Below are 11,649 nucleotides of genomic sequence, written 5' to 3'. Positions count from 1 at the left end.
GCTGACCGGTACTAATGACCCGAGAGGCTTAACCTTACAACGCCAGAGGCGTTCTGTTGAGAGACAGTGAATAATTTTCAGCTTGTGACGGATAAAGAATTAGCGGGAACGAAAGATTTTGCGCGGAGGCGAGGCGCCGACTGAGACGACGGGACGGAGCATACGTGGGTATGTGACGGAGCGGCGCGAGGGAGAGCAACGCGGCATCGGCGTAAAAGATTCGTTCCGAGCACAAAGAATTTGCCTGGCGGCCGTAGCGCGGTGGTCCCACCTGACCCCATGCCGAACTCAGAAGTGAAACGCCGTAGCGCCGATGGTAGTGTGGGGTCTCCCCATGCGAGAGTAGGGAACTGCCAGGCATCATATAAGAAGATACGAAAAGGTGATATGACCGTTCGTAACTTCAAACCTTTCAGGTGACATGAAAGGAATAAGTAATACCTGATATCGGAAGCAACATTCTGAGTTCAGTACAGAATCGGTGGAGCGGTAGTTCAGTTGGTTAGAATACCTGCCTGTCACGCAGGGGGTCGCGGGTTCGAGCCCCGTCCGTTCCGCCACCCTTTTAGGGGCGTAGTTCAATTGGTAGAGCACCGGTCTCCAAAACCGGGTGTTGGGGGTTCGAGTCCCTCCGCCCCTGCCAGAAATGGTCCTTTACTTCGGTAAAGGATTTTTTTTTGCCCAAAAAACCCTTCAGCTATAATCGCAAGACAACAGTTCCCATACCGTCACTTCAAGTTCTGTCACTCCCCCACTCCCCTGATGGTTAATGAAAAATATATTAATCATGAAGTAATAATCTTTATGTCAGCATTCAGCAAAGCATATAAAACCCACCCGTTGTACAGGTGGATTGTATGTGCCTCTTTTGCTTGCAAATATCTTTAATGTTCAGCGGAAATGCTCGGGATAATAGAGTACTGCCGTTATTGAAAAATATTACTGAGTGTTGACAGGGTACTTTAACAACTGGCGAATGTGCGTTTGCTGATCGCTGTTTTGCAGCCAGACAGCATACAATGGGCGAACTGCAACAGGTGTATCCGGCATGGTGATGAGATCCGGATAGTCTTTGTGCCATATTTCCGGCAAAAAAGCACAGGAATCAGTAGTATGTAACAGCTCTCTGGTAAGATGCGCAGAGGTGGTTGTCAGCACCGGTACATCGTCAGCACCTGCCAGATAGCTCTCGTGCTGATGAAAATCTGCTCCCCATTCCAGTTTGATATAGTCATATTTTTCGCATTTATCCGATCTCCCTGAACGAAACAGCGACAGAGTAATATGCCCTATTTGCTGGCTGGTCAACTCGTCCATTTTGGGAGCTTCAGTCGTAATTAGCAGATCCAACTGGCGTTCATGAAGTTGTTTGACGAGCAAATGACGCTGCGCCACACGGGCCTCAAGGTGAAGGCTTTCCCTGTTCTCATAGAGCGTCCTGAGCCATGGCGTAAGATAAGCCTCCCACAGCGATGCACTGGCACCTATTGACAGTTCATTATGCTGTTGGGTGTGCGACACTTCCTTCTTCGCCATAAGCCATGTACTCATCAGGCTTTCGGCATAAGGAAGCAGGCGTTCGCCAGCCGAAGTCAGCCTGATATTATTCCGATGTCGGGTAAAAAGATTCACTCCCAACTGATTTTCGAGCTGCCTGATGCGGAAGCTGACGGCAGACTGGGTGAGATAGAGCGCTTCAGCGGCACGTCCAAAGTGGCGAGTTCTGCTCACTTCCAGAAAGGTTTTAAGTAATTCCGTATCCACATCCATCTCCAAAAAAACATTTGTCGTTATGATTTAAATGTTTTGTTTTACACTCTGTCAAGCGTATCTAATACTCCGCGCCATAAATAGCACGGCCATAAAAGAGTTAGGAGCGTGTAAAATGGCGGAAAGCTTCGCAACAACTAATCGTTTTTTTGATAACAAACATTACCCGCGCGGATTCTCCCGACACGGTGATTTCACCATCAAGGAAGCCCAACTTCTTGAGCGCCACGGATATGCTTTTAACGAGTTGGATCTGGCAAAGCGTGAACCCATAACCGAAGAGGAACGCCTGTTCGTTGAAGTGTGTCGTGGCATCCGCGAGGCGCAAACTGAGGCAGAACGAGTCTGGTCGAAATATATGGCGCGTATTAAACGCCCCAAACGCTTCCATACGCTGTCTGGCGGCAAGCCGCAGATGGAAGGAGTGGAAGATTACTCGGACAGCGAGGAATAAGAATAAAGGGGCTTCAGCCCCTTTATTGATTGTTTATCAGCAACCTTTCACCGTGAATTTAATCACAACACGACCAGCCCTTTCCCGCACAGGCTCACGACAAATTTTTCTGCAAATGGATAAGTAGCCTGTCAATCGCACGATAGCTCAGAGCTTCATGCAAATGTTCACGCTGTATCTTCTCTTCACCAGCGACATCAGCAATTGTGCGGGCGACCTTCAGTATTCGTTGCCATGCGCGAACTGATAATCCCAGGCGGTTCAACACCTCTTCCAGCCACCGGGCATCTCCCTGAGAGATATGACAGACCCGCTTTATGTCATCGGGCCCGAGGGCCTGATTGATCATCCCTGAGCGCGCAAGCTGCCGCGCACGCGCTTCATGTACCCGCCTGCGCACCGTTTCACTTGATTCACTGTAAGTGGGCGTATTGCTGAGCGTGCCCGGTGGCAGAAGAGGAACTTCCAGCGACAAATCAAAACGGTCCAGAAAAGGTCCTGACAGACGACTCAGGTAACGCAGTGTCTGCTGTGGCGTGCTGCGATTATGGGGACCGCTGTAATGTCCGGTGGGGCTGGGATTCATCGCGGCGACTAACTGAAAACGAGCAGGATAAATTACTCTGGCTCGTGCCCGAGAGAGACATATTACGCCTGCTTCGATAGGCTCCCGTAAGGCATCCAGCGTTTTACGCTCAAATTCTGGTAATTCATCCAGAAACAGGATGCCATTGTGCGCCATAGAAATTTCCCCTGGTTTTGGTAAAGATCCACCACCAACCAGAGCATAACGGGAAGAAGTATGGTGAGGCGCTCTGAAAGGCCGCTGACGCCATTGTCTCTGTATATCCTCGCCATTGACCAGACTGGCAATGGCTGCGCTCTCCAGTGCCTCATGATCGCTTAAAGGGGGCATCAGACCTGGAAGCCGACTGGCCAGCATAGTTTTACCCGTGCCCGGAGGTCCAATTAACAATAAGTTATGTCCTCCGGCCGCGGTAATCTCAAGTGCTCTTTTGGCCTGCTGCTGCCCAATAATGTCGAGCAGATCGCCCTGCCTGGAGAAGGCAGCCTGGGGAGGGGAGTGAGCTGACTTTAGTTCTGCCTGATTATTGAGAAATGCACAGACTTCCAGAAGTTCGGCACTGAGCAGGCAGCTTCCATGTTGTAGCAGCCCAGCCTCTGACTGATTATCACTGGAAAGGATCAACTTTCGCTTAGCCGCAATAGCGGCCATTGCAGCGGGAATGGCTCCCTGAACTCCCCTGACCGCGCCGGTCAGGGCAAGTTCCCCCAGAAATTCATATTGCCCCAGCTTGTCTGAGGCGATTTGTTCTGATGCGGCCAGAATGGCGATGGCAATTGGCAGGTCATAACGTCCTCCCTCTTTAGGAAGATCTGCGGGTGCCAGGTTGACCGTAATACGCCTGGCCGGAAAAGTGAATCCGCAGTTGATAAGCGCACTGCGTACACGTTCACGTGCTTCCTTAACCGTCGCTTCCGGCAAACCGACCAGGGCAAGGGCAGGCAGACCATTGCTCAGATGGACTTCAACAGAAACCAGAGGTGCTTCCACACCAATGGCCGCACGGGTATAAGTTATGGATAACATCAGACGCTCCTTATTAGAGCGAAGTGTGCGATGTCTGGCTTGAAGATTCGATGCGGAATTAAAAACTGTTGCAGGCTGCGCGCAAACATTCCTTCCTGACCGCTCCGGATTGCAACAGATTACAGAGAACGATCGCAGATTATGAAAATTGTCTGCATGGCAGCAGGCCATATACCGTGGAAAATGAATAATTTTCAATATTGAGGTTATTACCTGAATACCCTTTGGTTTTACCGAAATTTTAAGGATTACCTTAAAATAAAATGATTAAAAAAGTTGAATGTCGGCAGCAAACTGTGATAACTCTGTAGGCATTACTTCGTTAAAGCGAAATTACCAAACACAAATGAAAGCCCTTCTACGAGTTCTAAGCCTGGTCGTCATTAGCGTCGTCGTGATTATTGTCACGCCGTGCGGGGCTACGCTCGGAGGAAGAAAGGCTTAAAAATCAAGCCTGATTTCGAAAGAACCCCCGCACCGAAAGGTCCGGGGGTTTTTTTTCGGCAAGGTATTAATGACAGAGGATTAGGAAATGAACAGTAGAATAAAATGCTGCATTTCCCAGCCAGAGGCGGGGAAATAACTATGAATGGTGCACAGTGGGTGGTTCAGGCATTGCGTGGGCAGGGAGTTGAAACAGTTTTTGGCTACCCCGGTGGAGCAATTATGCCCGTCTACGACGCGCTATACGACGGCGGCGTTGAACATCTGTTGTGCCGTCATGAGCAAGGTGCGGCTATGGCTGCTATTGGTTACGCTCGTTCAACAGGCAAAGTGGGGGTCTGTATTGCGACTTCCGGGCCGGGCGCAACCAATCTGATTACCGGCCTTGCTGATGCGTTACTGGACTCTGTTCCGGTGGTTGCAATTACTGGTCAGGTAGCCGGAGGGCTGATTGGTACCGATGCTTTCCAGGAAATTGACGTGCTGGGCCTGTCACTGGCCTGCACCAAGCACAGTTTTCTGGTGGAATCGCTCGAAGAGTTACCCACGGTGATGGCTGAAGCATTCGCCATCGCTCAGTCTGGCCGACCGGGTCCGGTGCTCATTGACATTCCAAAAGATATACAGCTGGCTTCAGGCGATCTCAGTGCGCACCTTATTCCGGTTGAAGATGAGGTTGCGCATCCTCACCAGCAACTGCAACAGGCTCGTGCAATGTTGGCTCAGGCACAGAAGCCCATTCTGTATGTGGGAGGTGGTGTTGGCATGGCGAATGCCGTTGAGGCGCTGCGAGCATTTGCCAGAGAAACCGGCATTCCTGTTGTTGCCACCCTGAAAGGTCTGGGTACACCGGATGCAGAGGATGTCTGCTATCTGGGAATGTTAGGGATGCATGGCACCAAAGCGGCTAATTTTGCCGTGCAGCAGTGTGATTTGTTAATTGCCGTGGGCGCCCGTTTTGATGATCGTGTCACTGGTAAGCTGAACGAGTTCGCACCCAATGCCAGCGTCATCCATATGGATATCGATCCTGCCGAACTGAATAAGCTGCGCCAGTCTCATGTTGCCCTGCAAGGGGACCTCAATAAACTGCTGCCCGATCTGTATCATCCGGTAAACATCGCCGCCTGGCGCGAACATGTCCAGGGTATGAAAGCGGAACACGGCTGGCGTTATGACCATCCGGGGGATGCTATTTATGCTCCTCTGTTTCTTAAGCAATTGTCCGATCGCAAACCGGCCAGTGCGATTGTGACCACCGATGTGGGTCAGCATCAGATGTGGGCTGCTCAGCATATGCGCTTCTCTCGCCCGGAAAATTTCATTACCTCCAGTGGTCTGGGTACGATGGGCTTCGGCCTGCCAGCAGCCGTAGGTGCGCAGGTTGCTCGTCCGCAAGACACGGTAATCTGTGTCTCCGGTGACGGTTCTTTTATGATGAACGTGCAGGAACTGGGAACCATAAAACGTAAACAGCTTCCGGTAAAAATCGTTCTGCTGGATAACCAGCGTCTTGGGATGGTGCGGCAGTGGCAACAGCTGTTTTTTTCAGAGCGTTACAGTGAAACCAACCTGTCCGACAATCCCGATTTCCTGATGCTGGCAAGCGCTTTTGATATTCCAGGCCAGCGTATCACCCGTAAAGACCAGGTTGATGCTGCATTAGACGCCTTGTTGCACAGCGAAGGTCCTTACATGCTTCATGTCGCCATTGACGAACATGAAAACGTCTGGCCTCTGGTACCGCCGGGCGCAAGCAACGAAAATATGATGGAGAAAATTTTATGATGCAGCATCACTTGTCTATCGAAGCGCGCTTTCGTCCGGAAATACTGGAGCGCATTTTACGTGTCGTTCGTCACCGTGGCTTTCGGGTGTGTACCATGAATCTGGCTTCGGCGGGCAATACCGACAATGTTAATATTGAAATGACCGTTGCCAGTCAGCGCTCAGTCGATTTACTGTCAACACAACTTAACAAACTTATGGATGTCGCGAACGTCCAGATCCACCAACAGACAACACAACAAATCCGCGCCTGAGCGTGAAAGGAAATAAGAATGACGAAGAAAGCCGACTTTATCTGGTTCAATGGCGAGATGGTTAAGTGGGAAGAAGCAAAGGTCAGCGTGATGTCCCACGCACTGCATTATGGTACCTCTGTTTTCGAAGGTGTCCGTTGCTATGACTCGCACAAAGGACCTGTCGTCTTCCGCCATCGTGAACACATGCAGCGCCTGCGTGATTCTGCAAAAATCTACCGTTTCCCGGTCAAACAAAGCGTGGATGAGCTGATGGCAGCCTGCCGTGAGGTACTGCGTGTCAATAACCTGAAAAGTGCTTACATTCGTCCTTTAGTGTTTGTTGGAGATGTGGGGCTTGGCGTTAACCCACCAGATGGCTACAGCACCGACGTGATTATTGCTGCTTTCCCATGGGGAGCCTATCTGGGTGCCGAAGCGCTGGAGCAGGGGATCGACGCGATGGTTTCATCCTGGAACCGTGTTGCACCCAATACGCTGCCAACCGCGGCTAAAGCCGGCGGAAATTATCTCTCTTCTTTGCTGGTAGGCAGTGAGGCACGTCGCCACGGCTACCAGGAAGGTATCGCCCTGGACACCCACGGTTATATTTCCGAAGGCGCAGGTGAGAACCTGTTTGAAGTGAAAGATGGCGTCCTGTTTACGCCGCCGTTCACTTCATCTGCACTGCCAGGCATTACCCGTGATGCGATCATTAAGCTGGCGCAGGATATGGGCATCGAGGTGCGTGAGCAGGTACTGTCGCGTGAGTCGCTGTATCTGGCCGACGAAGTCTTCATGTCCGGTACTGCAGCCGAGATCACCCCGGTTCGTAGCGTAGACCGTATTCAGGTTGGTGAAGGTAAACGCGGTCCGGTCACTGCCCGTATTCAGGCTGCCTTCTTTGGCCTGTTCACTGGCGAAACTGAAGACAAATGGGGCTGGCTGGATCCGGTTAACCCACAATAACGACATTTTGCGGGCGTCATTTGACGCCCGTGTACTATCTGATTCTGGAGTATGAGCATGCCTAAGTACCGTTCCGCCACCACCACTCATGGCCGTAATATGGCGGGTGCCCGTGCCTTGTGGCGCGCCACCGGAATGACCGATGATGATTTCGGCAAACCGATTATTGCCGTGGTTAACTCGTTCACCCAGTTTGTGCCGGGACACGTGCACCTGCGTGATTTGGGTAAACTGGTCGCCGGGCAGATTGAAGCCTCAGGTGGTGTGGCTAAAGAGTTCAACACCATTGCCGTGGATGATGGTATCGCGATGGGGCATGGCGGCATGCTTTATTCCCTTCCTTCACGTGAGTTAATCGCTGACTCCGTGGAGTATATGGTCAACGCCCATTGTGCTGATGCGATGGTCTGCATCTCCAACTGTGACAAAATCACCCCCGGAATGCTGATGGCTTCTCTGCGTCTGAACATTCCGGTGATTTTCGTTTCAGGTGGTCCTATGGAGGCCGGTAAAACCAAACTTTCCGACAAAATCATCAAACTGGATCTGGTTGATGCGATGATTCAGGGGGCAAACCCAAACGTCAGTGACGCTGACAGTGAGCAGATTGAACGTTCGGCCTGTCCAACCTGCGGGTCATGTTCCGGGATGTTTACCGCCAACTCCATGAACTGTCTGACCGAAGCATTGGGTCTGTCGCAGCCTGGCAACGGTTCACTGCTGGCCACCCATGCCGATCGTAAAGACCTGTTTCTTAATGCCGGCAGGCGCATTGTCGGTCTGGCAAAACGTTATTACGAGCAGGATGACGAGAGCGTACTACCACGCAGCATTGCCAACAAAGCCGCTTTCGAAAACGCCATGACGCTGGATATCGCGATGGGTGGCTCAACCAATACCGTTTTACATCTGCTTGCCGCGGCGCAGGAAGGTGAGATTGATTTCAATATCTCCGATATCGACCGTTTGTCCCGCAAAGTTCCGCATTTATGCAAAGTGGCACCCAGCACCCAGAAATACCATATGGAAGATGTCCACCGTGCGGGTGGCGTCATCGGTATTCTCGGTGAGCTGAGTCGTGCGGGGCTGATGGACAACAGCGTCAGAAACGTGCTGGGGCTGAGCCTGCAAGAGACGCTGGATAGCTATGACATCATGCTGACCAAAGATGACGCGGTTAAGAAAATGTTCCGTGCGGGACCTGCGGGCATTCGTACTACCCAGGCATTCTCGCAGGATACCCGTTGGGAAACGCTGGATGATGACCGCCAGGAGGGCTGCATTCGTTCCCGTGAATTTGCCTTCAGTCAGGACGGCGGTCTGGCTGTTCTTTACGGCAACATGGCTGAAGATGGCTGTATTGTGAAGACCGCCGGGGTGGACAAAGACAGTCTGACCTTCCGGGGACCGGCCAAAGTTTATGAAAGCCAGGATGATGCCGTTGCCGCTATTCTGGGCGGTAAAGTGGTAGCTGGCGACGTGGTGGTGATTCGCTACGAAGGACCAAAAGGTGGGCCGGGTATGCAGGAAATGCTCTATCCCACTACCTATCTGAAATCGATGGGTCTGGGCAAGAGCTGCGCATTAATCACCGACGGACGTTTCTCTGGTGGCACCTCCGGGCTGTCTATTGGCCATGCTTCTCCGGAGGCAGCGAGTGGCGGCACCATCGCGCTGGTGAAGGACGGCGATATGATTGATATCGACATTCCGAATCGTGGCATCAAACTGGACGTGCCAGACAGCGAACTGCACGCCCGGCGTGAGCAGGAAGAGGCGCGCGGCGAAGCGGCTTACACCCCTCATGATCGTCAGCGTCAGGTATCGTTCGCGTTGCGTGCTTATGCCTTGCTGGCTACCAGCGCAGACAAAGGTGCGGTCCGTGATAAGAGCAAGCTGGGAGGCTGATAAACATGGCTGAATCTCAACCGCTGCCCGCCGAGCCTTGTGGCGCGGAGTATCTGCGGGCGATCCTTCGCTCGCCGGTGTATGAAGTGGCGCAGATTACCCCGTTGCAGAAGATGGAGAAGATCTCATCCCGTCTTAATAACATCATCCTGGTAAAGCGTGAAGATCGTCAGCCGGTGCACAGTTTTAAGCTGCGCGGGGCTTACGCGATGATGGCAACGTTGAGTGAAGAGCAGAAAGCGCGCGGGGTGATCACTGCCTCGGCGGGCAATCATGCTCAGGGTGTGGCGCTGTCGGCGACCCGGATGGGTATTAAATCCCTGATTGTGATGCCGGTGGCTACCGCTGATATCAAAGTGGATGCGGTGCGGGCGTTTGGCGGTGAGGTTTACCTGTTTGGTGCCAACTTCGATGAGGCAAAAGCAAAGGCGATCGAACTGGCTGAACAGCAGGGATACACCTTTGTGCCGCCTTTCGATCATCCGATGGTGATTGCCGGTCAGGGTACGCTGGCGATGGAGCTGTTGCAGCAGGATGCGCACATCGACAGAATCTTTGTCCCGGTCGGCGGTGGCGGACTGGTGGCTGGCGTGGCGGTGCTGATTAAACAGCTGATGCCACAAATCAAAGTCATCGCCGTCGAGGCGGAAGATTCCGCCTGTCTGAAAGCGGCACTGGATGCGGGGCATCCTGTAGATTTGCCTCGCGTCGGGCTGTTTGCTGAAGGGGTGGCAGTAAAGCGCATCGGCAGCGAAACCTTCCGTCTTTGTCAGGAATATCTCGATGACATCATTACCGTGGACAGCGATGCTATCTGCGCGGCAATGAAGGATCTGTTTGAAGATGTGCGGGCTGTAGCGGAACCTTCTGGTGTGCTGGCGCTGGCCGGGATGAAAAAGTACATTCAGCAGCAGCAGATCAGGGGCGAACGTCTGGCACACATTCTGTCCGGCGCCAACGTTAATTTTCACGGTCTGCGCTATGTCTCTGAGCGTTGCGAACTGGGTGAACAGCGTGAAGCCCTGCTGGCAGTGACCATTCCGGAACAGAAAGGCAGTTTTCTGAACTTCTGTCATCTGCTAGGCGGTCGTTCCGTCACCGAGTTTAATTATCGTTACGCCAATGCTGACAACGCCTGTATTTTTGTCGGCGTGCGCCTGACACGCGGGCTGGAGGAGCGGGGCGAAATCCTGAAATTGCTGGATGAAGGCGGCTATAAGGTGGTCGATCTCTCCGACGATGAGATGGCAAAGTTGCATGTTCGCTACATGGTGGGTGGACGTCCGTCGAAACCCCTGCGCGAGCGGCTGTTCAGCTTTGAATTCCCTGAAGCACCCGGTGCGCTGTTACGCTTTCTGCAAACCCTGGGCACACACTGGAATATTTCGCTGTTTCATTACCGCAGTCATGGTACCGACTATGGTCGCGTGCTGGCCGGTTTTGAGCTTGACGAAAACGAACCACAGTTTGAAGAGCATCTTCAGGCGCTGGGCTACGACTTTCATGATGAAACGGCTAATCCGGCGTTCAGTTTTTTTCTTGCCGGTTAGCTACATCAGGCTCCAGAAAGCATTAATCAGCGGCTCATCGAGCCGCTTTTTTTGTACGCAAATACCCAGTTCAAACGGCGCGACCATCTCAACATTTTCCAGTTCCAGAATCCGCTTACGCACCGGTTCCGGGCTGTTCTCCAGCACCACGTCCGGCAGCAACGCGATACCACATCCCAGTGCCACCATCGACACAATCGCCTCATGCCCGGAAACCGTGGCATAAATCAATGGATTGGCAATGCGACGACGACGAAACCACAGGTCAATTCGCTGTCGTGCCGGTCCCTGGTCAGGCAGGATGAAGGGGATTTCTGACCAGTCAGGTTCTGGCTGAGTGGCCTGGCTGCGAACCGGGCACGGCAGCGCTGGTGCAATCAGCACCAGTGGGATCAATCCCAAAGGGGTAAAGCTGATACTGGAGGGCAACGTTGCGGGTCGTCCGGCAATGGCAATGTCGGCCTCGGTACTCTGTACTTTCTCCACCGCATCGGCGGCATCGCCAGTGGTGAGCTTGATTTCAACCAGAGGATGCTCAGCACGGAAGCGGTCAAGAATGGGAGGCAGGTGACTGTAAGCCGCCGTTACCGAACAGAACAGCCGCAGTTCGCCGCTCAGTGACGGGCCGTTCTGGCCGATGACATGGCGCAGTTGCTGATAGTGCAGCAGCGTTTGCTGGGCAAACTGACGCAGCTGTTCCCCGGCATCGGTTAGCGTGACGGTACGGTTATCCCGCAGAAACAGCGCCTGTCCCAGATCTTCCTCCAGCCGCTGGATTTGTCGGGACAGCGTCGAAGGACTGACATGCATTGCCCTGGCACTTCGGCCAAAATGGCGGCTTTCGGCCAGATTCAGAAACAGTTTCAGATCGCGTAAATCCATATTCCGGGAACCTCATTTCAGCGTTGCATTTTCTGCAAT

At 52.8% G+C, this 11,649-nt stretch carries 10 protein-coding genes, 2 tRNA genes and 1 rRNA gene; 10 read left to right on the top strand and 3 right to left on the bottom strand.

The annotated features are described in order from the left end of the window. Positions 1–243: 243 nt before the first annotated feature. The 3 genes from rrf to BG55_RS14700 all read left to right on the top strand — a co-directional run bounded on the left by rrf (position 244) and on the right by BG55_RS14700 (position 643). A 5S ribosomal RNA gene (gene rrf / locus BG55_RS14710) occupies positions 244–359 on the top strand. Between the two features lie 124 nt (positions 360–483). Continuing rightward, positions 484–560: transfer RNA gene (locus tag BG55_RS14705), tRNA-Asp, on the top strand. A 7-nt stretch (positions 561–567) separates the two neighbouring features. Beyond that, a tRNA-Trp gene (locus BG55_RS14700) sits at positions 568–643 on the top strand. A 296-nt stretch (positions 644–939) separates the two neighbouring features. Here the strand turns inward: BG55_RS14700 and hdfR are convergent. Then, positions 940–1,764, bottom strand: a complete 825-nt coding sequence (hdfR, locus tag BG55_RS14695; protein ID WP_034938989.1) for an HTH-type transcriptional regulator HdfR — start codon at positions 1,762–1,764, stop codon at positions 940–942. 121 nt (positions 1,765–1,885) lie between these two features. Here hdfR and BG55_RS14690 point away from each other — a divergent pair, with 121 nt between their 5' ends. Then, positions 1,886–2,224, top strand: a complete 339-nt coding sequence (locus tag BG55_RS14690; RefSeq protein ID WP_034938980.1) for a MaoP family protein — start codon at positions 1,886–1,888, stop codon at positions 2,222–2,224. A gap of 94 nt (positions 2,225–2,318) precedes the next feature. Here the strand turns inward: BG55_RS14690 and BG55_RS14685 are convergent, their stop codons facing one another. Further along, positions 2,319–3,839 carry a YifB family Mg chelatase-like AAA ATPase gene (locus BG55_RS14685; protein ID WP_034938987.1) on the bottom strand — a complete coding sequence of 507 codons (1,521 nt, stop codon included), beginning with the start codon at positions 3,837–3,839 and terminating at the stop codon, positions 2,319–2,321. A gap of 343 nt (positions 3,840–4,182) precedes the next feature. Between BG55_RS14685 and ilvL the strand changes: the two genes are divergently transcribed. The 6 genes from ilvL to ilvA all read left to right on the top strand — a co-directional run bounded on the left by ilvL (position 4,183) and on the right by ilvA (position 10,728). Next, complete coding sequence (gene ilvL / locus BG55_RS21955; protein ID WP_071995027.1) at positions 4,183–4,281, top strand: ilv operon leader peptide; 99 nt, start codon at positions 4,183–4,185, stop codon at positions 4,279–4,281. Between the two features lie 140 nt (positions 4,282–4,421). Then, positions 4,422–6,068 carry an acetolactate synthase 2 catalytic subunit gene (gene ilvG / locus BG55_RS14680; RefSeq protein ID WP_034938978.1) on the top strand — a complete coding sequence of 549 codons (1,647 nt, stop codon included), beginning with the start codon at positions 4,422–4,424 and terminating at the stop codon, positions 6,066–6,068. Then, positions 6,065–6,322 carry an acetolactate synthase 2 small subunit gene (gene ilvM / locus BG55_RS14675; RefSeq protein WP_034938976.1) on the top strand — a complete coding sequence of 86 codons (258 nt, stop codon included), beginning with the start codon at positions 6,065–6,067 and terminating at the stop codon, positions 6,320–6,322. Before ilvG ends, ilvM begins: the two co-directional genes overlap by 4 nt. 18 nt (positions 6,323–6,340) lie before the next feature. After that, positions 6,341–7,270 carry a branched-chain amino acid transaminase gene (locus tag BG55_RS14670; protein WP_034938975.1) on the top strand — a complete coding sequence of 310 codons (930 nt, stop codon included), beginning with the start codon at positions 6,341–6,343 and terminating at the stop codon, positions 7,268–7,270. Between the two features lie 57 nt (positions 7,271–7,327). After that, the gene (ilvD, locus tag BG55_RS14665) at positions 7,328–9,178 is read left to right on the top strand and encodes a dihydroxy-acid dehydratase (protein ID WP_034938973.1); all 1,851 of its coding nucleotides are present in this window, start codon (positions 7,328–7,330) and stop codon (positions 9,176–9,178) included. Between the two features lie 5 nt (positions 9,179–9,183). Next, the gene (gene ilvA / locus BG55_RS14660; protein ID WP_034938971.1) at positions 9,184–10,728 is read left to right on the top strand and encodes a threonine ammonia-lyase, biosynthetic; all 1,545 of its coding nucleotides are present in this window, start codon (positions 9,184–9,186) and stop codon (positions 10,726–10,728) included. On the opposite strand, the gene ilvY is transcribed toward ilvA, so the two are convergent. Then, complete coding sequence (gene ilvY, locus BG55_RS14655; protein ID WP_034938970.1) at positions 10,729–11,610, bottom strand: HTH-type transcriptional activator IlvY; 882 nt, start codon at positions 11,608–11,610, stop codon at positions 10,729–10,731. It lies immediately after the preceding gene. Between the last annotated feature and the right edge of the window lie 39 nt (positions 11,611–11,649).

Origin of the sequence: Erwinia mallotivora (genome assembly GCF_000590885.1) — a bacterium.
In the GTDB taxonomy this organism is placed as follows: domain Bacteria; phylum Pseudomonadota; class Gammaproteobacteria; order Enterobacterales; family Enterobacteriaceae; genus Erwinia; species Erwinia mallotivora.
This window is presented reverse-complemented; position numbering and strand designations above follow the sequence as displayed.

Coding starts and splice junctions, on each gene's coding strand:
- ilvD (WP_034938973.1), top strand. CDS start 7,328: ATGCCTAAGTACCGTTCCGCCACCACCACTCATGGCCGTAATATGGCG.
- BG55_RS14670 (WP_034938975.1), top strand. CDS start 6,341: ATGACGAAGAAAGCCGACTTTATCTGGTTCAATGGCGAGATGGTTAAG.
- ilvL (WP_071995027.1), top strand. CDS start 4,183: ATGAAAGCCCTTCTACGAGTTCTAAGCCTGGTCGTCATTAGCGTCGTC.
- ilvM (WP_034938976.1), top strand. CDS start 6,065: ATGATGCAGCATCACTTGTCTATCGAAGCGCGCTTTCGTCCGGAAATA.
- BG55_RS14690 (WP_034938980.1), top strand. CDS start 1,886: ATGGCGGAAAGCTTCGCAACAACTAATCGTTTTTTTGATAACAAACAT.
- ilvY (WP_034938970.1), bottom strand. CDS start 11,610: ATGGATTTACGCGATCTGAAACTGTTTCTGAATCTGGCCGAAAGCCGC.
- ilvG (WP_034938978.1), top strand. CDS start 4,422: ATGAATGGTGCACAGTGGGTGGTTCAGGCATTGCGTGGGCAGGGAGTT.
- ilvA (WP_034938971.1), top strand. CDS start 9,184: ATGGCTGAATCTCAACCGCTGCCCGCCGAGCCTTGTGGCGCGGAGTAT.